25 protein-coding genes and 1 pseudogene are annotated in these 25521 nt (G+C 69.3%); 10 read left to right on the top strand and 16 right to left on the bottom strand.

What is annotated here, in order from left to right; translation table 11 throughout:
• Window positions 1-608: 608 nt before the first annotated feature.
• Window positions 609-1994 carry an MFS transporter gene (locus OG622_RS48080; protein WP_371583618.1) on the top strand — a complete coding sequence of 462 codons (1386 nt, stop codon included), beginning with the start codon at window positions 609-611 and terminating at the stop codon, window positions 1992-1994.
• A gap of 492 nt (window positions 1995-2486) precedes the next feature.
• On the opposite strand, the gene OG622_RS48075 is transcribed toward OG622_RS48080, so the two are convergent.
• From OG622_RS48075 to OG622_RS48050, 6 genes are all read right to left on the bottom strand, one after another.
• Entirely contained in the window at window positions 2487-2858 is a 372-nt protein-coding gene (locus OG622_RS48075; protein WP_371583617.1) for a hypothetical protein, read from the bottom strand.
• A gap of 89 nt (window positions 2859-2947) precedes the next feature.
• On the bottom strand, window positions 2948-3076 hold the full coding sequence (locus tag OG622_RS48070; RefSeq protein ID WP_371583616.1) for a hypothetical protein: 129 nt from the start codon (window positions 3074-3076) through the stop codon (window positions 2948-2950).
• A 27-nt stretch (window positions 3077-3103) separates the two neighbouring features.
• Window positions 3104-3775, bottom strand: coding sequence for a hypothetical protein (locus OG622_RS48065; RefSeq protein WP_371583614.1), 672 nt, complete (start codon window positions 3773-3775; stop codon window positions 3104-3106).
• Between the two features lie 394 nt (window positions 3776-4169).
• The gene (locus OG622_RS48060; protein WP_371583613.1) at window positions 4170-4631 is read right to left on the bottom strand and encodes a VOC family protein; all 462 of its coding nucleotides are present in this window, start codon (window positions 4629-4631) and stop codon (window positions 4170-4172) included.
• A 307-nt stretch (window positions 4632-4938) separates the two neighbouring features.
• On the bottom strand, window positions 4939-5319 hold the full coding sequence (locus OG622_RS48055; RefSeq protein ID WP_371583612.1) for a VOC family protein: 381 nt from the start codon (window positions 5317-5319) through the stop codon (window positions 4939-4941).
• On the bottom strand, window positions 5300-5761 hold the full coding sequence (locus tag OG622_RS48050; protein WP_371584446.1) for a WD40 repeat domain-containing protein: 462 nt from the start codon (window positions 5759-5761) through the stop codon (window positions 5300-5302). Before OG622_RS48050 ends, OG622_RS48055 begins: the two co-directional genes overlap by 20 nt.
• Before the next feature lie 54 nt (window positions 5762-5815).
• Between OG622_RS48050 and OG622_RS48045 the strand changes: the two genes are divergently transcribed.
• Both OG622_RS48045 and OG622_RS48040 read left to right on the top strand, forming a co-directional pair.
• On the top strand, window positions 5816-6124 hold the full coding sequence (locus OG622_RS48045; protein WP_371583611.1) for a hypothetical protein: 309 nt from the start codon (window positions 5816-5818) through the stop codon (window positions 6122-6124).
• A 157-nt stretch (window positions 6125-6281) separates the two neighbouring features.
• The gene (locus OG622_RS48040) at window positions 6282-6950 is read left to right on the top strand and encodes a hypothetical protein (protein WP_371583609.1); all 669 of its coding nucleotides are present in this window, start codon (window positions 6282-6284) and stop codon (window positions 6948-6950) included.
• A gap of 976 nt (window positions 6951-7926) precedes the next feature.
• Here the strand turns inward: OG622_RS48040 and OG622_RS48035 are convergent.
• From OG622_RS48035 to OG622_RS48000, 8 genes are all read right to left on the bottom strand, one after another.
• Window positions 7927-8613, bottom strand: coding sequence for a GntR family transcriptional regulator (locus OG622_RS48035; protein ID WP_371583607.1), 687 nt, complete (start codon window positions 8611-8613; stop codon window positions 7927-7929).
• 22 nt (window positions 8614-8635) lie between these two features.
• Window positions 8636-9484, bottom strand: coding sequence for an aspartate/glutamate racemase family protein (locus OG622_RS48030; protein WP_371583606.1), 849 nt, complete (start codon window positions 9482-9484; stop codon window positions 8636-8638).
• The gene (locus OG622_RS48025) at window positions 9481-10746 is read right to left on the bottom strand and encodes a dicarboxylate/amino acid:cation symporter (protein ID WP_371583605.1); all 1266 of its coding nucleotides are present in this window, start codon (window positions 10744-10746) and stop codon (window positions 9481-9483) included. The genes OG622_RS48030 and OG622_RS48025 overlap by 4 nt, the downstream gene beginning before the upstream one ends.
• Window positions 10747-11145: 399 nt before the next feature.
• Window positions 11146-11301: a hypothetical protein gene (locus tag OG622_RS48020; protein WP_371583604.1), complete on the bottom strand. Its 156-nt coding sequence runs from the start codon at window positions 11299-11301 to the stop codon at window positions 11146-11148.
• 82 nt (window positions 11302-11383) lie between these two features.
• Complete coding sequence (locus OG622_RS48015; protein ID WP_371583603.1) at window positions 11384-12097, bottom strand: SDR family NAD(P)-dependent oxidoreductase; 714 nt, start codon at window positions 12095-12097, stop codon at window positions 11384-11386.
• 104 nt (window positions 12098-12201) lie between these two features.
• Window positions 12202-12363 (bottom strand): hypothetical protein, encoded by a 162-nt coding sequence (locus tag OG622_RS48010; RefSeq protein WP_371583601.1) that lies wholly within the window; start codon window positions 12361-12363, stop codon window positions 12202-12204.
• A 102-nt stretch (window positions 12364-12465) separates the two neighbouring features.
• Window positions 12466-14526 (bottom strand): RICIN domain-containing protein, encoded by a 2061-nt coding sequence (locus OG622_RS48005; RefSeq protein ID WP_371583599.1) that lies wholly within the window; start codon window positions 14524-14526, stop codon window positions 12466-12468.
• Window positions 14527-14786: 260 nt separating this feature from the next.
• A complete protein-coding gene (locus tag OG622_RS48000; RefSeq protein WP_371583598.1) occupies window positions 14787-15821 on the bottom strand; it encodes a LacI family DNA-binding transcriptional regulator in 1035 nt (344 codons plus the stop codon).
• Between the two features lie 287 nt (window positions 15822-16108).
• Between OG622_RS48000 and OG622_RS47995 the strand changes: the two are divergent.
• A pseudogene (locus tag OG622_RS47995) lies at window positions 16109-16285 on the top strand (beta-galactosidase); the annotation flags it as partial.
• 45 nt (window positions 16286-16330) lie between these two features.
• Here OG622_RS47995 and OG622_RS47990 read toward each other — a convergent pair.
• On the bottom strand, window positions 16331-19378 hold the full coding sequence (locus OG622_RS47990; protein ID WP_371583596.1) for a family 78 glycoside hydrolase catalytic domain: 3048 nt from the start codon (window positions 19376-19378) through the stop codon (window positions 16331-16333).
• A 178-nt stretch (window positions 19379-19556) separates the two neighbouring features.
• Window positions 19557-19886, bottom strand: coding sequence for an alpha-L-rhamnosidase C-terminal domain-containing protein (locus tag OG622_RS47985; RefSeq protein WP_371583595.1), 330 nt, complete (start codon window positions 19884-19886; stop codon window positions 19557-19559).
• A gap of 562 nt (window positions 19887-20448) precedes the next feature.
• Here OG622_RS47985 and OG622_RS47980 point away from each other — a divergent pair.
• The 6 genes from OG622_RS47980 to OG622_RS47955 all read left to right on the top strand — a co-directional run bounded on the left by OG622_RS47980 (window position 20449) and on the right by OG622_RS47955 (window position 25500).
• Window positions 20449-21492, top strand: a complete 1044-nt coding sequence (locus tag OG622_RS47980) for a LacI family DNA-binding transcriptional regulator (protein WP_371583594.1) — start codon at window positions 20449-20451, stop codon at window positions 21490-21492.
• 175 nt (window positions 21493-21667) lie between these two features.
• The gene (locus OG622_RS47975) at window positions 21668-22804 is read left to right on the top strand and encodes an ABC transporter substrate-binding protein (protein ID WP_371583593.1); all 1137 of its coding nucleotides are present in this window, start codon (window positions 21668-21670) and stop codon (window positions 22802-22804) included.
• 146 nt (window positions 22805-22950) lie between these two features.
• The gene (locus OG622_RS47970) at window positions 22951-23445 is read left to right on the top strand and encodes a MarR family winged helix-turn-helix transcriptional regulator (protein ID WP_371583591.1); all 495 of its coding nucleotides are present in this window, start codon (window positions 22951-22953) and stop codon (window positions 23443-23445) included.
• 173 nt (window positions 23446-23618) lie between these two features.
• Window positions 23619-24245, top strand: coding sequence for a DsbA family protein (locus OG622_RS47965; protein ID WP_371584445.1), 627 nt, complete (start codon window positions 23619-23621; stop codon window positions 24243-24245).
• A gap of 35 nt (window positions 24246-24280) precedes the next feature.
• A complete protein-coding gene (locus OG622_RS47960) occupies window positions 24281-25087 on the top strand; it encodes an MBL fold metallo-hydrolase (RefSeq protein ID WP_371583589.1) in 807 nt (268 codons plus the stop codon).
• A 2-nt stretch (window positions 25088-25089) separates the two neighbouring features.
• The gene (locus OG622_RS47955; protein ID WP_371583588.1) at window positions 25090-25500 is read left to right on the top strand and encodes a nuclear transport factor 2 family protein; all 411 of its coding nucleotides are present in this window, start codon (window positions 25090-25092) and stop codon (window positions 25498-25500) included.
• Window positions 25501-25521 lie beyond the last annotated feature (21 nt).

Here is a 25521-nt window from a genome sequence, read left to right as displayed (position 1 = left end):
AACCTGCCGGCGCCGCACACCCCGACGCCCCTCAGCGAGGGTTCCACGGTCAACGCGTGACCACGGGCCCGCGTCCAGCCCCAAGGCCGCACCCGCCTGCACTTCCTGGGCCGTGTTGAGCCGCATTGCCGCCGTACACAGGGCCATGGCGACGCGCGGCGCCTCGCACGGGCGGCACCCCCGGCAGTGGACGAGACCTACCCGGAGGGACGACCACACCCGCCCACCACAAGAGATGATCGCGGTTTTCCGGCGACCCGCATTCAGGTTTCCCGCACCCTGCTCTTTACAGACCCGCCATACTGTGCACACTTAGCGGTGCGAGGTGGGTCGCGGACGATGCAGTCAGGAATCAGCGGTTGCGGCTCGGAGCCCTCCGGGCAGGACACGACATGAGCGAGGAGATCCGCCGTCCTCGCATGAGTTGAGGCACCCGGCCGCCCCGGCGGCCCGCGCACCAGAGTCGATCCCGCTGATCCAAGCGGGCATGTCTTCACCCTCCGCACGTGCGGGTGGCACCGGCGGACGCCGTCACCAGGACGTCCACACGGCACACCCGAAGCACGAGAACCCTCACCGAAAAGCGAAGCCCTGTGAGAGGAACCGTCATGCACGAAATCAGTCACAGAGGAAGTCACTCCAGCGCCACCTGGCCTCCCGTGACACTGCTCGTCCTTGCGATCTGTGGCATCACTGTCATTTCCGATGGCTATGACGTGGTCATCTACGGCGCGGTGATTCCGTCCCTTCTCCACGAACCCGGATGGGGACTGACTCCCGCGGGGGCCGGGCTGATCGGTTCCTTCGCCCTGGTCGGGATGCTCATCGGAGCCACAACGGTCGGCACGCTCACCGACAGGCTGGGCCGCCGCAAGTTGCTCATCTGCTGCCTCGCCTGGTTCTCGGTGATGACCGGCCTGTGCGCGACGGCCACCTCTCCGGAGGTGTTCGGCCTCTTCCGGTTCCTCGCCGGCCTCGGCCTCGGCGGCGTGCTCCCGACCGCCAGCGCACTCAGCGGTGAGTACTCGCACCCCAAGTCGCGCAACCTGGTCTTCGCGATCCTCTTCAGCGGCTTTCCTGTCGGCGGCATCATCGCGGCTCTCACCGGGATCTTCGTGATTCCACGGTTCGGCTGGCAGGCGATGTTCCTGCTCGGCCTCATACCGCTTCTCCTGGTCGTGCCGCTGGCCTTCAAACTCCTGCCCGAGTCGATCGCCTTCCTCCGGGCACAAGGGCGGCACGCCGAGGCGGACAAGACCGCCAACCGCTGGAACATCGCCTTGGATGACGAGCGAAAGGCCGACCCGGCGTCCGAGTCGAACAAGTCCGGAACCGACTTGGACAACAAGTCGCCGGTGCGGACTCTCTTCTCGCGCGGCTACGTCGTAGCGACGCTGTGCTTCCTGCTGATGACGTGCCTGTGCCTGTTCATGATCTACGGCTTCAACACCTGGCTCCCGGAGATCATGCGACGCGCCGGCCACTCCGCGGGCTCCTCGCTCGGCTTCCTTCTGGTGTTCAACCTCGGAGCCGTCATCGGCACGCTCGTCATCTCGCTCGCGGCCGACCGGCTCGGCTCCAAGCCGATCATCACCACGACCTTCCTCGTGTCCAGCGTGGCCGTCATCCTGCTCAGCCTGCGGTTGCCCACCACGGTGCTGTACGCGGCCGTCGCACTGGGCGGGGTCGGGGCGATGGGAACGCAGACGTTCGTCCTCGCCTACGTCTCCAAGCACTATCCGGTACGGATGGGTGCCACGGCGTTGGGGTGGACGCTGGGCTTCGGCCGCCTCGGATCGATGCTCGCTCCGCCGCTGCTCGGACTCATCATCGGTGCCGGGCTGGCGTTCCAGTGGAACTTCTACGCGCTGGCCGTGCCCGGCATCATCGGCGCTCTGCTGATCGGCCTGGTTCCCCGCACACCGGAAGCGGACGCTCGGGCGGGGCATGCGGGTGACGGCGGCACCGTGCGCCCCCTCGCGGAGCAGACGTGAACGCCCACGGGGGCGCTCAGCGCAGGGTCTTCGGGTGCGCGTGAACCCCTGACCTGCCCCCTCTCTCTTGAGGGACCCGCACATGAGAGCGTTCGAAGACCCGCTGTTCCAGTCCCTCACCGACCGGGCACCAGGGCTCGGCAAGGACCACAGCCCTGGCGTCACACCGGGCGCGGCGTGACCGGCGCTCCGTGTGGGGACGCCTCGGGCTGTGGCCGCTACGGCGAGGCCGTCTTCCGTCCGGAACAGACAGGCGAGGGCGAGGGCGTCGACCTCGGCACCCTCGCCTACGACGACGCCACCATGGCGCGGCTGCGGACACTCGGGGCCGGCCCGGGGTGGCGCTGCCTCGACGTGGGTGCCGGCACGGGCACGGTCTCCCGCCGCCTGCTCGACGAGGCCGGGGTGGCGAGCGGGCTCGCCTATGGACCGCGACGGGCGTTTTCCCAGGGCGCGGCCCGTGCCGCGGGCTGGACGTGGTGGAGGCCGACATCACCGCCCGGGCTCCGTACCCGGCCGGACCGGCTCGTCCACGCGCGCCTCACGCTGATGCACCTCCCCGAGCGCGACCGCGTGATCGCGGCGCCGGTCGGACTCGTCACGCCCTGCGGTGTGCTGGTGCTCAGCGACGCGGTCGCCCTGACGAGCGACCGGACGCCGGGGCACGCCGTACAGCCCGGTGATGCGGGCGATGTGGGCGATGCGGCAAGGGCTGCGGGCCACGATCGGCACGATGTCTTCTGGGTCCCGATCGTGGACCGCAGCTGTGAGCATGCCGGCCGACAGCTCAGCGCATTCGTCGGAGCCCACGTACCGGACCGCCACGTCGACGGCCGTGTCGTCGACCAGGCCCGTGGCGAGCATCGCTCCTCTGCTCCGCTCCCACGTGTCCGCCCAGAAGCGGCTGAGGGGGGCCGGCACTACCCCACGCGCAACACGAAAGTCGCACCACCTCAACTGGCGTCGAGTGTCGTCGCCAAGCCCTGGGCCGCTGACCGGCAACCCTCCGTCGCCGGGTCCAGCAGCGGGTGGACGAGATCGACGAGCAGGTTGGCCGGCACGGAGATCAGCGCTCCGAACACCACCACTATCGGTGATCGGCGGCCGTCTTATCGCCCTGGTCGTCTGAAGTGGGCATAGGGCGGATACGGTTTGAAGCAGACCAGCACCTCGACGGGGTGCCCGCCACCGGGTGCCTGGACCAGTGTCGGGAGCGCCGTCATCAGCGCCGAATGACCCTTGGCCACGCCTTTCTGGTGCGGGCCCCAGCCCGCCGCGTGGGCGAGGGACGTGGCGGTCTCGGCGAAGACGTCCCGGCTGCCGAACAGGAAGAACGTCCGGGCGTGGGTGGCGTGCCGCAACTCGTCCCGGTTGTCGGCCCGTTCGCAGCGTTCGCGCCAGGAGGTGGCGTCCCGAGTGGTGCGGGCCTCGTCAGTGCGGGCGGTCAGTGGGGTGCCGTTGACCAGCTTGCGCCGCATCTCGGGCCATTTACTGGGGCGCAGGCCGAGCGTGTGGTGGGCCAGGACCAGGTCGACCAGCTCACCGACGCCCTCGTCGGGCGGCAGGCTGTCGCGCAGCGGTACGTGGACGATGGTGTGCCGTGAGTAGGCGGCGAAGGAGAGCAGCCCCGCGAGGCGGTTCAGCCCGTCGTGGTCTCCGAGCAGCATGCCGATGGGGTGGGGAGCGCGCAGAGAAGTATGGCGCAGGGGCCGCCGGGGCTGGACGACACGGTGCTCGTGGGGCCCGGTCCGGGGCCTGAACTGACGCAGCATCAGCTGCATTCGTAGTACCTCATGGCCTCAGGATCGCGGGCGGCGAGTCTCCCCGGCAACGGAGATTCAGGTGCAGGTAGGAGATTCGGCAACGGCGATCCGCCCACCGCCGTCGGCAGACGTCGTGTTCAGGCGGTGTGGTGGAACGTCGGTACGGGGTGGGTGGGGCATGACCGTGATTCCTACGACGGAGGGTGGGGGGCAGGCCGGCCGAATCCGACCCGCCGGTGGATCTCCATGTGCGGTGGACCGGACCACCCGGACAGGACGTGGACGGGGCCGGAGGGTCTGGAGTCGTGCCGCCGTTCCTGCCGAACACACGGCCGCCGTCAGCCCTGATGCACCGACGGCGATCGGCTTCGGATCGGCACCCCGGCCGAGTGACGAAACCGGGGCCGCCCACTCAACCTGGCATGGCTTCCCTGGCCCGCTTCTCCATCTCCTCCGGCGAGATGTCCTCCACGTGCGAGGCGACATGCCACCGATGACCGAAGGGGTCCTCGAACTGCCCGACCCGGTCGCCGTAGAACTCGTCCTTGACCGCGTTCACCTCAACGGCGCCCCTGGCGAGCGCCTCGGCGAAGACCGCGTCCACGTCCTCGACGTACACGTACAGGTGCACGGGCGTGCCGCCGAGCGACTTCGGCCCACGGAACCCCAGGTCCGGGAACTCGTCCGCGACCATGACGACCGAGTTGCCCAGCTGCAGCTCGGCGTGGTGGATCTTGCCGTCGGGTGATGCCATCCGCATGCGCTCCGTAGCGCCCAGAACGGCGACGTAGAAGTCGAGCCCGGCCGCCGCGCCGTCGACACAGATGTACGGCGTGACGCGCGGATCGTCCTCGGGAAAGGGCTTTGTGCTCACTGTTGCCACCTTCCGACAGATGATGGCCGTGCCCGTGGTCCTGTGACGGTCGTCGCCGCTGCCCGGGCCTGCTCGCCACCCCGGTGATGCCGAGCTACAGAACAAGCCTGGCACTCATCAGCGGGCCACGCAGCCAGACGGCTGATCCCCGTTCCCGCTTCCTTCGGACTTCACTCACTTCACGATCATGACCCGCACGTCACACCGGGCTTCGGAGCAGACCCTGGACATCAGGTCTGGATACAGGTACGGGAACAGGTCTGGGTACAGGTCTGGGTACAGGGTGTCGAGGTGTTCCCCATGCACATCAGAGCGGGTTGAGGCGGGCCTTGAGCAGGCAGAACTCATTGCCTTCGGGGTCGGTCAGGACATGCCACTGCTCCTCCCCTGTCTGGCCGATGTCAGCCGGGCGCGCACCGAGCTTCAGAAGGCGTTCGAGTTCGGCGTCCTGATCGCGGTCGGTGGCGTTGACGTCGATGTGCAGCCGGGACTTCCCCTTCTCCGGCTCGTCCCTACGACTGAGGATGATCGTCGGCTGCGGACCACCGAACCCTTCGCGCGACCCGATCTCGATGCAGTCGTCCCCTTCGCGATCGAGCACGACGAAGTCCAGGACCTCGCACCAGAACCGCGCCAGCACCTCGGGGTCGTGGCAACCGAGCACGAGCTCACTGATGCGACATGCCATAACGCAACCTGCTCTCATCCCGGGGAACCGCCGGGGAGGCCACACGCGAACTCATGGTCTCCCAGCAGCGAAAACAACCCCGCGACCGTACCGGACGAGGCGAGCACGGGCGAAATGTTTTCAGGCCGACCCCGTCCGGGCGGGCCCGGCAAGGCCGTTGACCACACAGTAGGGAGGCTGACCATGAGCCACGGACCAGCCGCACACCTGGGTGACCGCCCCCGGGATCCACCGCGTACCGCTGGAGCGGGACGTGCGCGCTTCCCGTGTACAGGGTGGCGCTGTCGGCGCTGAAGGCGAGGGAGCCGATCGTCTCGCCCGGTGTGGTGAGTGGGCCGCCCAGGGGCTGTTGGGTGGCGGTGTCCCAGAGTTGCAGTGTGCCGGAGCCGCCCCCGACGGCCAGGGTGGCGCCGTCGGGGCTGACTGCGAGCGCCTCGACCACTTCCGGGTCGTCACCGGGCAAGGTGCGGAAGACGTTGCGCAGGACGGCCGTGCGGTGGCTCGACTCCCCGTCCCACAGGGCGACGACCCGGCCGGTCCGGTCTCCGGCCGCGAGGCGCGAGCCGTCGGCGGCGAACGCGAGCGCGTCGATCTCCTCCCCCTGGACGAGGCCGCCCTTGACGACGTTCCCTGGGACACCCCGGCCCGGCTCACCGTGAACACCATGGACGACCCCGCGCGCAGCGCACTGTGTAGCTCCCAATGTGGCAAGGTCAACTTCCCGCTGACCACCAACTTCACCTCCAACATCAACAAGGCCCGGAACGCCGACAGCCGGGTCGCGTCCGCCATCCCCGCGCTCTGACGGCCCCGGTATGCGCGGCCGACGAAGGGGCAGTTCCTCGTCAGATCCCATCGGCGGCACCCCCTCTTCGTGGGAATCAAGCAGACGTACAGGTTGCGGACGAGCAATGGTGAGTACCATCCGCACACAACACATTCGTTTGTCGGGAGGGACTGCCATGACCGAAACGCCATCGGACACAACTGATCTCAAGGCGCAGTACACCGCCCAGGTCACCGCCGACCTCGAGCGCAACGCCAAGGAACAGGAGCGTCTTCACGGAGAGATCGACGCCCTGCAGGACCAACTCCGGAGTCTGCAGCAGGACCACGGCGTGTTGGCGAACATGCAACAGGCACTCGGCGTCGTGACACCTGAGCCCGCTCCCGCGGCCGACAAGGTCGCCGCACCTCCCGTTCCACGGCAGAAGACCGCCGCCACCCCACTGGCCGCCAAGCGGACGCGAGCGAAGAAGGCCGAGAAGTCCGAGAAGGTCACTCCCCCGCAAAGCGCCAAGGAGGCGAAGAAGCCCGCCGCCAAGGCCGCGGCCCCCAAGACCTCGGCCCCCAAGAGCAACCAGCCCACCCTCGTCGAGCTCATCCGCCGTCACCTCACCGGCCAGAGCGAACCGCGCTCCGCCGCCGAGGTCGCCAGCGCGCTCACCAAGGCTCACCCCGACCGCCGCATCCAGACCAACGTCGTCCGCACCACCCTCGAAGGACTCGTCGCCAAGAGCAACGCCCAGCGCAGCAGGCAGGGCTCATCCGTCTACTACACCGCTCCCGACGCACAGGAACCGACCGCACCCTCCCAGGCCGATTCCGAGCCCGCGCAAGTGAACGGCTGAGGCGGGGACTTTCCCTGGCCGTTCCGCAAGGACCGAGGAAGCCGTGTGCGTGGGCCTAAGGCCACGCAACCGGCTGTCCGAGGGTCCGAGCATGCGCGGTATTGATGAGGAACCGACGCCGCCCCGGTCGTCACATGCGGGCGCGCTGAGCGTGCTCGTCATGGCGGGCGATCCCGCACATGTCGAGCAGGTCAGCCGGTCACTGAAGTCGGCGGGCTGCCACGTGGACAGGGTTGGGGGGTGCCGCCGAGGGGGTGGCGCGGCTCAGGCGGCCAGGGTTCGACCTGGTGGTCTGGGACGCCGCCCTGCGGGAGAACAGGAATCTCTCCCGGGGCCGCCTCGTACCGGACAACCGGACAACCGGCCACCCGTCCTCTTCCTCATCACCTGCGACCATCTCCACACCCTCCTCCCGGAGCTCGGCGGGGGGAGGGAGGACTACGTCACCAGGCCCTTCCGGACGGCCGAGATCGTGGCGCGGGCCCAGGTCCTGCTGCGCCACCTGCTGGTCAACGCGGGGCAGGTGCTGTCGAAGGAACAGATCAGCCTGCACGTCTGGAGCGACTTCCGCGCGACCCGAGGCCATCGAGAAGCTCGTCTCCCGCCTGCGGCAGAAGGTGGGCAAGGAGGTCCCGGCCCTGCATCGACACGGCCGGGGGTTCGGTTACGTCCGTCGGTCCGGGTCGGGGGGCCTCGGGCGAACGGGAGCATGACGACAGCCACCTCCCAGGCCCAGAGAGCGCACCGCCCCGGCCCCGGGGCGCGAACGCCTCTGCCCGCTTCGTGGCCGCTGCCCCGTAGAGGCACAGACGTCCGGCGGCGGGCGACACCCGGCCGGTCGGCCTCGGCCAGAAACTCTGCACGGACGGACTCGGCGAGGAGGAGGGCGTGCACCAGCGGCGTCACCTCCGCCCCCGCCTCGCACGGCGCAGGTCGCGCTCGCCAACGATCCGGCGGCGTACGGCCGACCGGCGTTCTAGCCGGCGGCCGCCTCGGCGAACTGGTTGGTGTCGAAGAGCTGGTTGATGTGTCCGCCGAGTTCGGACCAGTGCCGCCCGGAGAGTTCGGCGGCGGATTGGGCGTCGCCGTCGGCGCAGACGTCGATCAGTTCGTCGTGGTGCTCGATGGTGTTGCGGCCGCCGAGCAGGGTCGAGAACTTGCGGTAGAGGATGCGGTGGATCTGGGGGTGGAGCTGCTCGACGATCCGGCTGAGGACCGGGTTGTCCGCAGCCGTGATGGGGACGGCGTGGAAGCGGTCGTCGGCGTCGAGTGCGGCGGTGGTGTCGTTGGCGGCGACAGCCTGTTCGAAATCGCGGTTGGCCTCGCGCATGCGCCGGAAGTCCTGTTCGGTCATGACCGGAACGGCTGTCTCGATGGCGAGTCGGTCCAGCGAGCGCAGGACGGCGAGAGTCTTTTCGACATCACGGCGGTTGAGGGTGGTGATACGGGTGTAGACGCCGGGCTTGGCCTCGACCAGGCCGATGTCGGCGAGCCGGGCGAGCGCCTCGCGCACCGGGGTGCGGCTGAGGCCGAGGCGCTCGGCGAGCTCACCGTCCTTGACCTTCTCGCCGGGGACGAGCTCGCCGCGCACGATGGAGTCGCGCAGACGGTGGAACACCTCGTCACTGAGGAGGCGGCGAGAGACAGGGTGGTCAAGTGACATATTGCGTACAGTACATCGCCGTTCACTCTCCCTGCACGGCTCTGCCTTCGGCCAGAACCCGGCGGACCAGAGCGTGGGCCAGGACGAGCGCCGGGTCGACGAGGGGAACGTCCACGGCGTCCGGGGGAAGCCCGAGGGGGACCTCGGTGCAGCCGGCGATCACCGCCTGTGCACCCTGCTCGGTCAGGCGCTGTGCGACGCGGGCCAGCAGCGCGGTCGTCGTGTCGTCGCGGACACCGGCTTTCACCGCGCGGATGGCTGTCATCACCTCGCGTTCCTGGCCGACGCCGTCCGGCAGGACGAGCCGGATACCGAAGCGGTCCAGCCACTCCTGATAGAGGCCCGCGCGGACGGTGCCGGTGGTGGCGAGCAGTCCGACGGTTCGGATGCGCGGGCTCAGCGTGGTCAGGTGCCGGGCGGTTTCTCCGATCATGTGGACGATGGGCAGGCCGACGTGGCCGGCGATGCGCGGGACGAAGGCGTGCGCGGTGTTGCACGGGATGGCGATGACGGTGGCACCCGCCTCCCGCAGGACACGGCTGCCGTCGAGCAGCCAGGGGGTCGGGTCGGGGCCGTCACCCAGCAGGGCCTCGGTGCGGTCGGGGATGGTGGGGTCGGACCAGATGACCGTACGGAGGTGGTCCTGGTCGCTGGAACCGGGGGTGGTGGAGACGAGCTTGGCGTAGAAGTCGGCGGTGGCCGCCGGGCCCATGCCACCCAGGATGCCAATGATCTCGGTGGTGCCGGCGGTGGTGGGGGCAGTGGTGGTGGGGGCAGCCCTTGTGGTGGCAACGGTGCCGGTGGTGAGGGTGATGGGACTGGCGGGGGCATCGGGGATGGCGAGGGCGGCGGGGATGGCGGGGATGGTCATTGTGCCGGTTCCTTCTGCAGGGCCTTGGCCTCTGACCCGGTCGGGGTGTGGGGGGCTTCACGGCTGCCGCGTTTGGATTCGCGTCGGTTCTCGGAGCTGTCGACGACGACGGCGGCGGCGAGCGAGTTGCCGATGACGTTCACGCCGGTGCGGGCCATGTCGACGATGAAGTCCACACCGAGGAGCAGTGCGACGCCTTCGGCGGGCAGGCCGATCGAGTTGCCTGCGGCGAGGAGGACGACGATGGACGCGGAGGCGACACCGGCCATGCCCTTGGAGAGGATCACCAGCACGCCGACCATGAGGAGCAGGGCGGGCAGGGAGGTGTCGGCGCCGTAGGCGTTGGCGAGGAAGACCAGGGCGGCGGCCTGGTAGAGGACGGAGCCGTCGGTGTTGAAGGAGTAGCCGAGCGGGACGACGAAGGAGGTCGTCGACCGGCTGAGGCCGAACGCCTCCAGCCTGCCCATCAGCGGGGCCAGCACCGATTCGGAGCTGCGGGTGACGAAGGCGATACCGGCCAGGCCGGCGATCGACTTCAGCAGTTCGACGTAGCGGACGCGGTAGATCGCGGCGATGAGCGGGAAGAGGACGCCGACGACGATGGCCAGGCCCGCATAGACGACGGCGATGAAGCCGAGCAGGCTGCGCAGGTTGCCGAAGCCGTAGTGGGCGACGTCGTAGGAGATGAAGCCGAGCACACCCAACGGCGCGATCCGGATGACATAGCCGACGACCTTGAACATCACCGAGGCTACGGACTCCAGCACGGAGGCGAAGGGTTCGGACTTCTCTCCGATCGCGGCCATGGCGACGCCCACGAGAAGGGCGAAGACGATCGCGCCGAGCAGGTTGCCCTCTCCGAACGCGGCGAAGATGTTCTTCGGGAAGGCGTGCAGGACCAGTTCGTGGAAGTCGATGCCCTGGCTCAGGCCGTCCAGGTCCTCGGCGTCGGACCCGTTGACCGGCGCGCCCTTGCCGATACCCGTGAACTTGGCCAGGCCCACCGCGATCAACAGGATGAGGGTGGTGACGACCTCGAAGTAGAGGATCGCCTTACCGGCGATCCGGCCGACCTTCTTGACCGACTCCATGCGGGCGATGCCCAGCACGATGAGCGGGAAGACCAGCGGTAGGACCACGACCTGCACCAGGTTCAGGAACACCTCCCCGAGGATCTTCATCTGTTCGCCCGCCGACGGGGCGAGGGAGCCGATGAGGGCTCCGAGACCGACGGCGATGATCGACTGGATGCCGATCGGCATCTTCAGACATCGCCGCAAGAACCCTGACGGTCGGGTCGGTGGGGTGTCCGTGCTGGTGGGACGAGGATGCCTGTTCGCCTCGGTACTCATACGACCTCCTGCCATATGCAATATATTGCGTTCTGCATGCCGGTCGGTAACACTGAGGCCGGAGACGGTGGCCTGTCAAGGGGGCCCGCGCCGGCAACCGGCCCATGTCCCGGCGGCAGCGAACGAGGAGCATCAGACGCAGGCGGCAACCGTCCACACGCATCGAGCACGACCTGATGGGAGACAAGGAGGCGGCCGCACGAGCGTTCGTCGTCGACCGGGCCCTGGAGACCCTCGGCCGCCCCCCGCGGCTTCTACTCCACCGCCGTACGCCTGGCGCTGGTCGTCTCACTGCGCCGGCTCGGCGACTCAGCCGGGGGCGCCGGCCACGGCCTTCAGCGCGAGGGCGGCGGAGTTCGGCGGCGGGCTGAAGACGGGCCGCACCCAGCTCCAGGAGGCCGCCCCATGGCGCTGGGCCAGGGGTTCACCACCTACTGCGTCACGGTCGAAGAGGAGCGCCAACACCTCACCGAGGCGGCCACCTTGCTGTTGAAGTCCGACCTCGGCGGCACCGCGATGGGCACCGGCTCCTCCCCCGGCTCCCCACTCAACCGAGCGGGACGCCGGTGTGGCTCTCCAAGAGATGAAGGAGGCGAGCCTGGAAGGCTTCGTCCCGCGACGCGGGGTGTGGGGTCTGTGTCTGCCGGTGGTACCAGTAGCCGCCGGTGGGCGGGGTCGCGTCGTGGTGGGTGGCGAGCCACACCTGTGTCCGGTGCCCGGCGGCCAGGTCGTCCGACGCGCCGGGACCACCCATACGTGTGGGCACCCATCCCGGATCGACCGCGTGGCTGGTGGTTCCCTCCCAGCGGAACGCGCATGCGAGCGCGAGGGCGGTGACCCAGAGCTTGGTGTCGTCGTAGGTGGCGGTGCCGGAGGCCAGCCGTCGCAGGTCGGTGGAGCCGGTGCGGTGCATGGAGCTGCTGAGGTAGATGAGCCTGGCCGGCTTGTCCATCAGGGCTGTCAGCAGGTAGGGCGCGACCGTGTTGACGGTGATCTCTTCGGGAGAGTGCAGGACGCCGGCGTTGTGGATGACGGTGTCGAAGCGGCCGTACTCGCAGGCCTGCCGGGCCACGTCGCGGATCTCGTCCGGCTCGGCGAGATCCCCGGTGACGATGCCCTTCCAGCGGGCGGTGCCATCAGCGTCGGTGAGCCGGGCCGGGTCGCGGACATGGACGACCACGTCGTGCCCGTCGTCGGCCAGCGCGTCCGCCGTGTGGCGCCCGAGTCCGCTGGATGCCCCGGTGACCAGTATCAGTGCCATGTAAGTCATCTCCCGCCCGTATGTGTGCCATCCGTGTGTCCCGCCCACATGTGTCCCATCCGCATGTGTCCCGCCCGTATGTGTCCCGCCCGTATGTGTCACGTCTAAACGTACGGATGCGTGTCGAGCACGGTTCCCTCCGACTGCTTCGGGTCTGCGAACTGGTAGCGGGCGAAGTTCGGCGGCTTCGTGCCGCTGTCGAAGACGTCACTGAAGAAGGCACGGGCGAGTTCGTCGGCGGCGAGTACGTCCAGGCGGCCGTTCACGACGACGGCGAGGCCTCCCGGCGTTTGATTCGCATCGCGATGCGGACCAAACGCCGGGAGGCCCCTTCTCATTGCAGCCGTTGCCGAGGAGAACGACGCGGCTCAGTTAATGCGGACGATCTTCCAGAGTTGGTCGTCGACGTTCACGTCGTTCCACTGGACCACGGCGGCGCCGTTGCTGGTGGAGGACTGGGCGACTCCCGCGTGGAGGCCGCTGTTGACGTTCTTGAGTTCGTAGTAGCCGTCGCCCGCCTCGACGAGGGTCCATTTCTGTGTGTCGGCGGTGGAGGGTGTGTTCTGGACGACGGCGGCTCCCGCGGTGGTGGAGCCGTCGCGGATGGCCAGGTTGAGGTTGCTGTTGACGTTCCTGATGTTCCAGGCTCCGCCGCCGGCGGACTGGAAGGTGAAGAGCTGGCAGGAGCAGGCGGAGTTCTGCCACTGGTTGGCAGCGGTGTTGGTGGCGGTGGATGCCTGGGGGATGTCGACGTACTTGCCGCTGTTCTTGTTGACGAGGACGTACTGACCGGTGCCCAGGGGCGGGAGGGCGGTCTGGGTGAAGTCCCAGCGCTGGCAGTCGCATCCGGTGCCGCTCCACTGCACGGCGTTGGTGCCGGTGGCGGTGGAGGCGTTCGGGATCTCCAGGTGCTTGCCGGTCACGCGGTTGGTGATCGTGTAGCCGCCGTCCTGGTGCGGAGCGACGGCCCATTCGTGGTCGAGGGTGCCGTTGTCGTCCCACTGCAGGATCCGGGCGCCGTTGGCGGTGGACTGGTTCTCCACCCCGAGGACCTTGCCACTGGCCACATTGAAGATCTTGAAGTAGCCGGACGGCTGCTGGACGAACCGCCACTGCTGGTCGGTGGCGTTGGTCGTGGTCCGCTGGGTCGCACCCGTGCCGTTGGCGGTGGAACCGCCCGCGATGGTGAGCCTCAGGTCACTGTTCGCGTTCGACACGGTGTAGGTGGCGCCGTCGGAGATGCCGCCGCCCAGGTCGACGACGCTGTACGTGACGGGGTTGACGCCGGTGCTTCGGCCGCGTCCCCCGCTGAGCACCATCAGGCTGTGGCCGTCGGTCAGCGGGAGCATGCCCCGGCTGTACCCGCCGGCGACGTTGGAGCGCATACGGGTCCAGGCGTTCGCGGCCCCGTTCTCCGTGTTGACGAACAGGTCGTCCTGGCTCTCGCCGCTGACGACGAGGGTGCCGTTGGGGCCTCCGGCAGGAAGCCAGGTGATGAAGGGCGCTCCGCTGGGGATGACGCCGTCGGTCGAGCGCAGCACCCGGCCGGTGACGGAGCCGAAGCCCTCCGGGTCGGCGGAGATCTTGTAGTAGACGGAGCACCTGCCCTCGGGGGCGTTGCAGTACTCGTAGCTCATCACATAGTTGCCGTTGGGCAGCCGGGTGACCACCGGCATGCCCGGGCGGTCCGCGTAGGTGGGCATCGACACGTCGTCCACGACCGAACCCCAGTTGCGGAGGTCCGTGGAGACCTGGTGGACGATCTCCTGACCGTGGTCGGTGTCGCGCTGGTCGGAGTAGTAGACGACGAGCCGGTCTCCGGAGATCAGGAAGAACGGCTCCCAGACGGGGGTGAAGCCGTTGGTGGAGAACGCCGGGCCGCCGGTGGCGATGTTGGTGACGAAGTCCCAGCTCTGGCCCCGGTCGGTGCTGGCGTACAGGTCGATCTTGCTGCCTCCCCACCGGTCGGCCGGCACGGAGTCACCCGCCGCGAGGATGGTTCCGGCGGGGAAGCCGCCCATGGCCTTGGGCAGTTCGAACAGCTCGGGCTCCCATCGCATGCCCCAGCCGTTCTGGGTGTCGGCGACCTCGGAGATCTTCGTCCAGGAGGTGCCGTTGTCGGTGCTGCGGTAGATCGGGAAGACCGGCGTACCAGAGGTGTACTCCTCGAAGGTGGCGAGCATCGTGCCGTTGGCGGAGCCGTTGTACTGCAGGCGCATCGCGCGCGGGTAGAACGTGCCCGGCGAGGGCGCGTTCGACGGCGGCGTGTACAGCGTCTGCGACGGACGGGATTCCGCCTCGGCCCGGCCCGCGGCGGGCAGGGCCAGCGTTCCTATGGCGACGAGCAGGGACACCAACAGCGTCAGGAGGGAGAAGGGACGGGAACGCGAAGCGGCGCCGGTTGTGGCACCCAACTGCGCAGAGGACATGTGCGGCTCCCACGGGAAGGGATGGGGATAGGGGGTGGGGGGGTGGGGATAGGGGGTGGGGATGTGTTTCGGTGCCCGCCGCTCCCCGGATCGTCCGGGCGGGAGCGGCAGAATCGGTGGGCGGCGTCGGTCGGCGGAGGCCGAACGACGCGGCGGCGGCACCGTCCGGGAGCCTCGCGGTCAGGCTTTCGGCGGACGGCGGGAATGGTGCTCGGTGCGTCAGCTCCTACGCCCTCTGCCAAGAGGGGTGGTGCAGGGACCTACCGTCGTGGCGGGGCGGTCGAGCCGCGGACGACGAGTTCGATCGGCGGTTCGCTGACCGGGGGCAGGTCGGTCTCGGGTGACTCGATCGCGTGCACGAGGAGTTTGATTCCTTCCCGTGCCGCCTCGTCGAAAGGTTGACGCACGGTGGTCAGGGGCGGGGTGACATAGGCGAAGACGGGGTTGCCGTCGAAGCCGACGACGCTGATGTCGTCCGGCACCCGGCGGCCGGCCTCCCGCAGGGCGTGGATCAGGCCGACGGCCATCTCGTCGCCCGCGGCGAACACGGCGGTCACGGAGCTGTCGGCGGCCAACTCACGGCCTGCCTCGTAGCCGGAAGCGGGCGACCAGTCACCTTCGAGCAGGGGAGGTTCGTCCGCTCCCCGTGCCGCGAGCGCCGCCCGCCAGCCCTCGACACGGTCCTTCGAGGCGTACCACTGCCCCGGACCGGCGAGGTGATGGACCGTCGGGTGTCCCAGATCCAGCAGGTGATCGGTGGCCGCCCTCGCCAGCTCGTACGCGCCCACACCCGCGGTCAGGGTCCGGGCGGAGGTGAAGGCCGGTGGTGCCCCGAGGAAGAGAAGCGGCACGTCGATTCCGACCTGCACCTCCCCCTCCACGATGGGTTCGGAGACGACGATGCCGTCCACGCCCTGCTCCAGGAGTGAGGTCACGGCGCCGGCGATGTCGTCCGGTTCCCCGTCCACCGTGTTGACCACGCGCAGGGCGTACCCGGCGTTCCGTACGGCTCTCTCGATGCCGACGAGGAGCGAGGCGGTGCCGTATCCGGCCGTCCCCAGTGCCACGACACCGATGGACCGGTTCCGGCCGGAGGCCAGTGCCCGAGCCGCGTGGTTCAGCCGGTAACCGAGTTCTTCCGTGGCCTCGAGGACGCGTCGACGGGCCTCGTCGGAGACGTACGGCTCGTTGTTGAGGACGCGTGACACCGTCTTGCGCGAGACGCCGGCCAGGCGGGCCACGTCCGCGCTGCGCGGTGCGACCGCAGCCGTGCCGCGTGCCACCACTGGTGTCATTGCTTCTCCCGACGGGCGTATGCCTGTATCGAGCGAGGTCAACCATATGACCGCGCGGTCACTGACCGCGCGGTCATATCTATGTGGACGGAAGGGGTACGCGTCAAGAGTGCCGACGGAATTTCTTGCTCCGGGCGCCACTTTCCGGGTGGCGGGCGGCGCGTGATCCACGAAGTCTTGACAGCGAGAAGTCGAAGCGTTCACTCTTCGACACGTCACCGATCGCACTTGTTCGATCGCGTTTGTTTCTGGTCGTATCGACGGCCCATCTTTAGCAGTGGCCGGAGGAGGCCCGGGCCGAGGACATGCGCCTGATGCGCGAGGCCGACGTGCACATGGTCAGCGTCGCCATCGTCTCCTGGGCCCTGCTCGAACCCTCCCAAGGACTCCTCGCCAGCACACCGGTCAACGGCACCGTCACCGTCCCACCGGGAGGTGTCGCCGCCGTCCGCGAGCCGCGCTGAGGCGGCGCCCGACACCGCGACATCGTGGTGTCGGGCCGTCCACCGTCAGCGCAGGTCGGCGGTCAGGCGGTACCGGCCGGAAGGCAGGTGGTACGAGGACACGCCGTCCGAGTGGCCGAGGAGACGCACGCCGTCCACACGTGCCAGCGGGGTGCGCCCCTCGCGGACCGAGTCCGCGGAGGCGGCCGGCACGCGCAGGGTGGCCTCGCTGTTCGCGGGCACGACCACCTCGTACGTCAGGGTCCGGCCCCCGCCCTCGACCTGCCACGCGCTGCGGATCTCACCGTACGGCGACTCGTAGGTGCCCGAGACCCGGGTGATCCTCCCCGTGGGATCGAGATGGGGCTGCAGGACGAAGCGCTTGAAGCCGGGGCCGTCCGGGTCGCGGGCGATGCCCGCCATGTACGCGTACATCCATTCCATGATCGCGCCGTAGGCGTAGTGGTTGAAGGAGTTCATGCCGACCGGGCCGAACCCGGAGTCCTCGGAGTAGGAGTTCCAGCGTTCCCACACGGTGGTGGCACCGTTCTTCACCGAGAACAGCCAGGACGGCAGCGCGTCCTGGTGCAGCAGCTTGTACGCCAGGTCCGCGCGCCCCTCGTCGGTGAGGACGGGAGCGAGGACGTTGACGCCGAGGAAGCCGACGGACAGCGTGTTCTCGGCGTACCTGACCCGGATGCTGTCCGGGTGCGCCTCCTTGTAGGCCGCGTCGTTGCCGATGTCGTCCGCCAGGAGTCCGACGAGCGTGCGGCGCTGCGCCTCGGTCTCGTAGAAGCCGAGCTTGAGGACCCACAGCAGCGCGCTCTGGCTGTTGTCCTCCGTCTTCTGGTTCGGGTCGGAGCCCGGCTCGATCGGGGAGGCCGCCCCCAGGCTGGACCGGACGGTGACACGGCCGCCCTCGGTGCTCAGGTACTTGGTGATGAACGCCTGCTTGATACGTCCGAAGAGCCGCTCGTACGTCTCCGCCTCCGCGTCCCGGCCGATCGCTCGGGCCATCCGTGACATCAACCGGGCGGAGTAGCCGTAGTAGACGTCGCTCATGAGCTGGGCGCTGGTCTTCTGTGGGGCGAGCCAGTCGCCGGTGAGGGATCCCTGTCCGGCGTAGGTGTCGCCGGTCTGTTCCTGGATCCAGTCGAGGTAGCGGACCATCGACGGCCAGTTGCGCTCGACGACGGTCGTGTCGCCGGTCATCTGCCACACGGTCCAGGGGAGGACGACGCCGCAGTCCGCCCAACCGCTGCCGCCGCCGGGGAAGTTGTAGCGGCCGCCGGGCGCGACGCCGGTGTACTGCGCCTGGTCCGCTCCGTAGATGCTCTGGGAGTCGACGACGGTGTCCTGGAAGTGGCTGAGGAAGGCGCCGGCGTCCACGTTGTAGAGGCCGGTCGTGGCGAAGACCTGGGTGTCGCCGGTCCAGCCGAGTCGTTCGTCGCGCTGCGGGCAGTCGGTGGGCACCCAGAGGTAGTTGCCTCGCTGGCCCCAGCGGATGTTGCTCGCCAGCTTGTCGACGTCGGGATCGTTCGTCGTGACGGTCCCGATCTCGCGGACCGCGGAGGTGGCGACCTTGCCCGTCAGCCGGGTGATCGTGACGGTGTCCGACGCCGTGACGGCCACATAGCGGAAGCCGTAGAAGGTCAGGGAGTCCTGATGGGTCTCCCCCTTCGGGTCGCCCTTGAGGATGTACGTGCTGGTGGCCTTGGCGCTGCGGAGGTTGGCCCGGTAGACGGAACCCTCGGGGCCGTCGGCGCCGGCGCTGTCGTCGTTGAGGATCTCGGCGAACCCGAACTCGACCTTGGCGCCGGCCGGGCCGCGCACGCCGTAGCGGGCCACGCCGACCATGTTCTGGCCGAGGTCGAAGATCGCGGTCTCGCCGCTGCCGATGGTGACCGGGGCGGTGGCGGCCTTCGCGGGGTCGGTCACGGTGCGGGCCGGGTCGACGACGATGCGCCCTCTGCCGTGCGGGCTGCCGTCCTGTCCGGTCACGCCGGTGGCGACGGTGACGGACTGCGGCCGCCGGTCCCAGCGCGCCATGAAACGCGCGCTCTCGCCCGGATAGGCGAGCAGTCGCACGTCCGGGTACCTGTCCTCGAAGGCGACGCGTTCCACGTCCGACCAGGCGGTGTCGTCGAATCCGTGCGAGGTCCAGCCGCGCAGTTCCCTGCGGGCGTCGTACGTCTGGCCGTCATAGATGTCGTCGGCCCGGTAGGGGCCGGTGTCGGTGGCCTTCCAGCCGTCCTCCGTCCCGGTGACGACGGTCTGTGTCGTCCCGTCCGAGTAGCGGATCAGCAGCTTCGCCTTGACCGCGAGGGCGTTGCCGTCCTTCGCGTAGTAGGTGCTGCCGTCGGAGACACGACCGTTGTACCAGCCGTTGCCCAGGACGAGGGCGAGGGTGACGTCGGGTGCGCGTGGCACGAGGTCGGTGACGTCATAGGTCATGTAGTTGACGCGGGCGTCGTAGTTCGTCCAGCCCGGCGGCAGGAGTTCGACCGTGGGGTCGCCGTCCTGTTCGACGGTCACCCGGTGTCCGTTGACATGGGCCTCGTACACGCCGAGGGCCGAGATGTACAACCGCGCGTCGCGCACCTGCCGGCGGCTGCCGGTCCTGAGGGTCTCCTCCTTCCGCAGCATCGGGGCCCCGGCCGAGTTGAGGGCCTTCCCCTTCATCCCGATCCACCGCGCCCCGTCCCAGCCGGTCACACCGTCGGTGCTCATCAGGCCGGTCTCGAAGACGGCGGGAGACGCGGTGCCGGCCGCACGGCCCTCGGCGTCCCAGACGCTTACGGTCCAGTGGTAACGGGTCGAGGCACGCAATGACCTGCCCGCGTAGCGGACGGCCACCGAGTCCGAGGACCGCACACGTCCGCTGTTCCAGACGTCGGCACGCGTGGCGGTCAGCCTGTCCGGGGAACTGGCGACGAGGATCTGGTACGCCCCCTGCCGCCAGCCCCGGACGGCGGACCGCGTACGCCACCCGAAGCGCGGTCGGTCGGCGTCCACACCGAGGGGATCGGTGCGGTGTTCCACTGTCAGCCCTCCTACGGGGCTGTCGTGCGGGCGGGGGGATTCTTCCGCCGCCGCACTCGTTCCACCTGACATGGCACTGGCTCCTATCGACATGGCGCCGGCTGTCGCCGCGAGCATGGTTCGGCGACGTAACGCCGGTCCATCGCCGCGAGGTGCGATCCCCTCGCGGCCATCGTGGTCGGCATGGTCTGCACTGCGCCCTTCGTGGCTCACGCCTTCGGGTCCTTTCGATCGGGGTCGGGGGTATCGGTCACAGATCGCGGGTGGTGAACGTGTGCCGGCCGGAGCCGACCACATGGGTGGCGTGGTCGCCGGTGGGCATCCGGATCTCCGCCGTGGTGTTCGGCGGGAGCTCCACGTCGAGCCGGTACCTGCCGTTCCTGCGGGTCCATCGCGCGGAGACCACGCCGTACGGGGTGCCATAGCTGCCCTCGGCACGGGTGAGGTCGCCGACCGGGCGAGGGTCGATGACCAGCTGGCGCCGGCCGGCCTTGCCGCGCGCCTGGCGGATGCCCACCACACCGCTGTGGAACCACTCCTCGATCTGCGGCAGGATCATGTGGTTCTTGGAGTCGCCCATGTCCCACTGCTCGGGAATGGCCGTTCTCGGTGCGCGCCGCGCGGATGCGACAGGCGGCCTGTGTCCGTTCCGCTGCGGCTCCGCTCACCCGCCGGCTCAGGCGCGGCGCGGGGTCGTCGACGCCGAGGCGGGGCGGTTCGCGCGCGACGACCCCGTGGAGCCGGTTCCACGCCCGGGGGCCGGTCGACGTCCGGAAGTTTCTGATGCGGGGTGGCAGTCAACTACGAACCTCTCTTGAAACGATTCAAGACACTTGCTGGATCAGCCGTCCGACCCTGCGCCCCCAGGGGGCGCCGCCGGTTCTCTACGTCCTGAGGTTCGACAACGCGGAGCGACGATGTCCCGACACCGAGCCGCAGGGCCGGAACCGTTTTGTGGGTAACGTTTCCCAAAGGGTGTGGCCAGACCTTAGGGAGCCTCCCGCATGACGTCAAGATGTCGCGCACACACTTCGGTGGCCTGACGACGGCGGCGCGTCCACGTTCCGGGCCGCCTCCCTGAGCTGCGGAATCCGGCCCTAGACTCGGCCGCCCGACGCCACCCCGACAGGCAAGGACCCCGGATGGAGCCGACAGCACCACGTCGCAGGATCACCATCGTCGACGTCGCGCGACACGCCGGGGTCTCCGTCACCTCCGTGTCCAAGGTGCTGCGCAACGCCTACGGGGCCAGCCCCGAGATGCAGGTCAAAGTGCGCCTCTCGATGGACGAGTTGGGCTATCGGCCGCACGCGGGCGCCCGAGGCCTCCGGGGGCAGACGTACACCATCGGCGTGATGCTGCCCGACATCCGCAACCCGTTCTTCCCGGAGATTCTCGACGGCGTCACCGATGCACTGGAGGAGACCGACTACCAGGTGTTCCTGGGGCCGGGCTGCAACGGCGAGAAGGCGGAGGCCAGGGTCACCGAGGCCATGATCGACCGCGGCATGGACGGCCTCATCCTGGTCGCACCGGTCTCCTCACGCGCACATCTGGAGCATGTCGCCGCCACGGTTCCGACCGTCGTCGTCGGCCGCCACGGATCCTCTCCGGTGTACGACACCGTGACCGACGACGATGTCGAGGGGGCGGCCCTGGTCGTCCGTCACCTCGCCGCTCTCGGACACCACCGGATCGCCCACGTCGAGCATCACGAGACCGATCCGACGCGCCTCGCGGAGATGCCCAACGCCCGGCGCGCGGACGGATATCGGCAGGCCATGAGGGCGCACGGGCTGGCGGAGCGGATCGATGTGATCTCCACCAGCTACAGCCAGGAGGGTGGTCACCGGGCGGCACGGGAACTGTTGGCCCGGCCCGCCGCCGCCCGGCCGACGGCCCTCTTCGCCGGGGCGGACATCGTCGCCATGGGCGTGCTCGAAGCACTCGCCGACGCCGGTCTGTCCGTTCCGGGCGACCTCTCTGTGGCCGGCTACGACAACACCACGTTCGCCGCGTTCGGCCTGATCTCGCTCACCAGCGTCGACCAGGCCGGCCAGGAGATGGGCCGGAACGCCGTACGGCTCCTCCTGGACCGGATCGCCGATCGTGACCGCACGTCGGCCCAGGTCACCCTCTCCCCCACGCTCGTGCCGCGCCGGTCCACGGCACGACCGGCGCAGTGAGCGGCCCGCACCGAGAGCTCCAGCGGGCGTTCAATCGTTCGGTTGAATATGGGCTCGAAGGTTTGGGAAACGTTGCCCATCCGAGGGCGGTGGCAGCAGGATGAGTGACGCCCGACGGCCGTGGCGGAGCCAGGCCCCGGGTGTCATCCGTCCCCCTCAGAGAGGTCTCCTCAGCATGTCCAGCTTCAGCAGGCGACATGTCCTTGCCACCGGCGCCGGTGCCGCCCTCGGGGTCGGCGCGCTCGCCACCTCGGCAGGTCCGGCCGCCGCCTCGCCGGCGAGATCCCGCCGTACGGGCGGGCGCGAGGAGACCCGTACGCTCGACCAGCTGTACCGGGACGCCCTCGCGGAGGGCGGCAAGCTCGTCGTCTACGCGGGCGGCGACACCCCGACCCAGCAGGACGGCACCAAGGCGGCCTTCAAGGCCCGCTTCCCCGAGATGGACCTGACGCTGATCGTCGACTACAGCAAGTACCACGACGTGCGGGTCGACAACCAGTTCGCCACCGACACCCTGGTGCCGGACGTCGTCCAGTTCCAGACCCTTCAGGACTTCGACCGCTGGAAGCAGCAGGGCCGCCTGCTGCACTACAAGCCGGCCGGCTTCTCCAAGGTGTACGACGCGTTCAAGGATCCGGAGGCCGCGTGGGTGGCCACCGGCGCGATCGCCTTCAGCTTCATGTACGACACGGCGGCGGTCGGTTCGAGGACGCCGCTCACCCCGCTCGACCTGGTCGACCCGAAGTGGAAGGGCAGGATCGCCTCGTCGTTCCCGCACGACGACGACGCGGTCCTCTATCTCTTCTCCCTGTACGCCCGCACGTACGGCTGGGACTGGGTGGCCGGGTTCGCCGCCCAGGACGTCCGGTTCGCACGGGGCAGCAACTCCCCGGGCGACGCCGTCTTCGGTGGGCAGAAGGCGATCGGCGTCGGCACAGCCGGGTCCGCGGTCAGCACCTCCCCGGTGACCTTCGCGATCGGCGCCGGACACCCGTTCATGGCCTGGGGCCAGCGCATGGCCATCCTGGAGCAGGCGAAGAACTCCACCGCCGCCAAGCTCTTCCTCAACTGGCAGTTGTCGACGGAGATGCAGAACGGTTCCTTCAACGGCTGGTCCGTCCGCACCGACGTCACTCCCCCGGCCGGCCTGAAGCCGATCTGGAAGTACCCCAACGCCAACGTGGACGGCTTCCCCCGCTTCATGGCCGACCGCGCCGGGGTCGAGCGCTGGAAGCAGACCTTCGCCCTCTACTTCGGCGAGGTCAAGGGCGACCCGACGCCCGGCCGGCTCGGCCTGCACCCGGGGGCCTAGCGGCGGGCGGTGCCGCGGGCGTCGGCACCGCTTCAGACACCCTTCGCCCACCCCGTGCCCGGGTGGGCCTTGTCGGCTGCCGCTCCCCTCACCCAGGGCAAGATCGGTACGGTGGCAGTCGGGACCAGGAGAGGGGCGGCGCGACCGTGAGCGAGCAGGCAGGGATCAGTACGGCCAAGGAGGCCGCCGACCACGAACTCGTCCTGGCGTTCGGGCGGCTGCAAGGGGCGGCCAACCGGCTGGAGTACATCCTCGGGCGGGCGCTCGAAGTCGAGTGCGGCATCAGCCACCTGATGTTCGAGGTGCTGCTGATCCTCGGGCGGGCGGGCGAGCCGGGACTGCCCATGCGGGCCATCGCCCAGGAGCAGATCCTCACCACCGGCGGAGCGACCCGCCTGGTGGACCGCATGGAGGCGGCCGGGCTCGTGACCCGGGAGGAGTCCCCTGCCGACCGGCGGGGAAAGCTGGTCCGGCTGACTCCGCTGGGCGAGGAGACGACAGTTCGCGCCGCCGTGGTCCATGTCGAGAACATCAAGAAGCACTTCATCAGCCCTCTCCCGGTGGCAGACCGCGAGCGGTTCGCGGAGGATCTTCGCATCCTCAGTCATACGGCTCGGGACGTACTGCCCCGGCTGCCCTGACCCGCACGCCGACGCCCCTCCTGACATCCCGACCCGAACACGCCCATGTGACCCACCCGCACGCACATGTGACCCACCTCACACGCAATCAGAAATACCTGACACGTCAGTTACTGTTCTGTCAGGTGATCGCCCGCACCGGGCGGGCCGTCACACGCCTGTTTGAGGTCACGATGAAGCTGGTCTACGTTTTCGACGCCTACTGCGGCTGGTCCCACGGCTTCTCCGTGACCCTCCGCGAGGTGGTCTCCCGCCACCCCGAACTGCCGGTGGAGGTGGTCTCCGGCGGTCTGTTCACCGGATCGCGCCGGGTGCCGATCCGCGAGTTCGGTCATGTCCAGGGCGCGAACGCACAGATCGCGGAGCTGACCGGTGCCGAGTTCGGCGAGGGCTATGAGCGGCTGATCGCCGACGGTTCGTTCGTCATGGACTCCGAGGCCGCCGCCCGTGGCACGGCCGCGCTGCGTCAGACCGCCCCCGACCGGGCCGCGGCCCTGGCCACGGAGGTGCAGCACGCCTTCTACGCCGACGGCCGCAGCCTGTCGGACCCGGCCACGTACCGCGCGGTCGCCGAGGCCGCCGGACTGGACTCCGACGCGGTCGTGGCCGCCTTCGAGTCGCCCGAGGCGCGGGCTGCCGCCCAGGCCGACTTCCGCCGCGCGGCCGAGCTGGGTGTCACCGGATTCCCCACCCTGTTGGCCGTCGAGGGCGACTCCGTCACTCCCCTGGCCTACGGCCGCGCCACCGCGGACGAGGTCGACAAGCGGCTGGCGTCCTACGCGGCCACCCTTACCTCCTGACCTTCCCTGTCCCCACCCCCATCAAGGAGTTCCCCGTGAGCACCCTCGCCTTCAAGGTCCTCGACCTGGACTTCCCGGCCGGCAGCAAGAACAAGACCGCCACCCTCGTCACCGGCGAGACCGAGGCGCTGCTGGTCGACGCCGCCTTCACCCGCGCCGACGGTCACCGGCTGGCCGCCGAGATCCTCGACTCCGGCAAGAACCTGACAACCGTCTTCGTCAGCCATGCCGACCCCGACTTCTACTTCGGCGCCGAAGTGATCGCCGACGCCTTCCCCGACGCCGTGTTCGTCGCCACCCCGATCGTCATCGACCACATCCAGCACTCCTACGAGGGCAAGCTCAAGGCGTGGGCCGCCCTCGGCGCGAACCTCCCCACCCGCCTGGTCGACCTGACCCCGCTGACCGACGACCTCACCCTGGAGGGCCACCGCTTCGCGCTCCGGGGCGGCCCCGCCGGCCTGCCCGACCGCCACTACCTCTGGCAGGCCGAGCACCGCGCCCTCCTCGGCGGCGTCCTGCTCTTCCAGCAGGAGCACGTCTGGGTCGCCGACACCGCCACCCCCGGCGACCGCGCCGCCTGGATCGACCTGCTCGACGAGATGGCCGCCCTGGACCCGCAACTCGTCGTCCCCGGCCACCGCCTGCCCGGCACCCCGGCCGACGCCTCCGCGATCGCCGCCACCCGCGCCTACCTCCTCGCCTTCGAAGAGGAACTGGACAAGGCCGCCGACGGCGCCGCCCTCACCGAAGCCCTCATCAAGCGCTACCCCGACAACGGCATGCTCATCGCCGCCCAGATCGGTGCGAAGGTCGCCAAGGGCGAAATGAAGTGGGGCTGAACATGAGCGAGTTCGCCACCTCCACCGCACCCGCCGACGTCGTACGCCGCCAGTACCTCGCCTCCGCCGCCGGCGACCTCGAGGCCCTGCGCGCCACCCTCGCCCCCGACGTGGAGTGGACGGAGATGGCCGGCTTCCCCCTCGCCGGGACCTACCGCACCCCCGACGGTGTCACCGCCAACGTGATGGAGAAGCTCGGCCAGGACTGGGACGGCTGGACCGCCCACGACGACACCTACGTCGTCGACGGCGAGAACGTCGTCGTCCTCGCCCGCTACACCGCCGTCAACAAGGCCACCACCAAAGCGATCGACGTCCGCGTCGCGCACCACTTCGTCGTACGCGGTGGACTCATCGTCCGCTTCGAACAGTTCGTCGACACCGCCCTCGTCCGTGATGCGGCGGCACCCTGACCGGACCCGGCCGAAGCTCTC

The organism is Streptomyces sp. NBC_01314 (assembly GCF_041435215.1).
Taxonomy (GTDB): domain Bacteria; phylum Actinomycetota; class Actinomycetes; order Streptomycetales; family Streptomycetaceae; genus Streptomyces.
The sequence above is the reverse complement of the archived record's forward strand: the minus strand, read 5'-3'. Positions and strand labels throughout refer to the sequence as shown.

Bases quoted from the DNA above. Each gene is read 5' to 3' on its own strand.
- OG622_RS48080 (WP_371583618.1), top strand. From the start codon at position 609: ATGCACGAAATCAGTCACAGAGGAAGTCACTCCAGCGCCACCTGGCCT.
- OG622_RS48075 (WP_371583617.1), bottom strand. From the start codon at position 2,858: ATGCTCGCCACGGGCCTGGTCGACGACACGGCCGTCGACGTGGCGGTC.
- OG622_RS48065 (WP_371583614.1), bottom strand. From the start codon at position 3,775: ATGCAGCTGATGCTGCGTCAGTTCAGGCCCCGGACCGGGCCCCACGAG.
- OG622_RS48055 (WP_371583612.1), bottom strand. From the start codon at position 5,319: ATGGCATGTCGCATCAGTGAGCTCGTGCTCGGTTGCCACGACCCCGAG.
- OG622_RS48040 (WP_371583609.1), top strand. From the start codon at position 6,282: ATGACCGAAACGCCATCGGACACAACTGATCTCAAGGCGCAGTACACC.
- OG622_RS48035 (WP_371583607.1), bottom strand. From the start codon at position 8,613: ATGTCACTTGACCACCCTGTCTCTCGCCGCCTCCTCAGTGACGAGGTG.
- OG622_RS48030 (WP_371583606.1), bottom strand. From the start codon at position 9,484: ATGACCATCCCCGCCATCCCCGCCGCCCTCGCCATCCCCGATGCCCCC.
- OG622_RS48025 (WP_371583605.1), bottom strand. From the start codon at position 10,746: ATGCCGATCGGCATCCAGTCGATCATCGCCGTCGGTCTCGGAGCCCTC.
- OG622_RS48015 (WP_371583603.1), bottom strand. From the start codon at position 12,097: ATGGCACTGATACTGGTCACCGGGGCATCCAGCGGACTCGGGCGCCAC.
- OG622_RS48005 (WP_371583599.1), bottom strand. From the start codon at position 14,526: ATGTCCTCTGCGCAGTTGGGTGCCACAACCGGCGCCGCTTCGCGTTCC.
- OG622_RS48000 (WP_371583598.1), bottom strand. From the start codon at position 15,821: ATGACACCAGTGGTGGCACGCGGCACGGCTGCGGTCGCACCGCGCAGC.
- OG622_RS47990 (WP_371583596.1), bottom strand. From the start codon at position 19,378: ATGTCAGGTGGAACGAGTGCGGCGGCGGAAGAATCCCCCCGCCCGCAC.
- OG622_RS47985 (WP_371583595.1), bottom strand. From the start codon at position 19,886: ATGGGCGACTCCAAGAACCACATGATCCTGCCGCAGATCGAGGAGTGG.
- OG622_RS47980 (WP_371583594.1), top strand. From the start codon at position 20,449: ATGGAGCCGACAGCACCACGTCGCAGGATCACCATCGTCGACGTCGCG.
- OG622_RS47975 (WP_371583593.1), top strand. From the start codon at position 21,668: ATGTCCAGCTTCAGCAGGCGACATGTCCTTGCCACCGGCGCCGGTGCC.
- OG622_RS47965 (WP_371584445.1), top strand. From the start codon at position 23,619: ATGAAGCTGGTCTACGTTTTCGACGCCTACTGCGGCTGGTCCCACGGC.
- OG622_RS47955 (WP_371583588.1), top strand. From the start codon at position 25,090: ATGAGCGAGTTCGCCACCTCCACCGCACCCGCCGACGTCGTACGCCGC.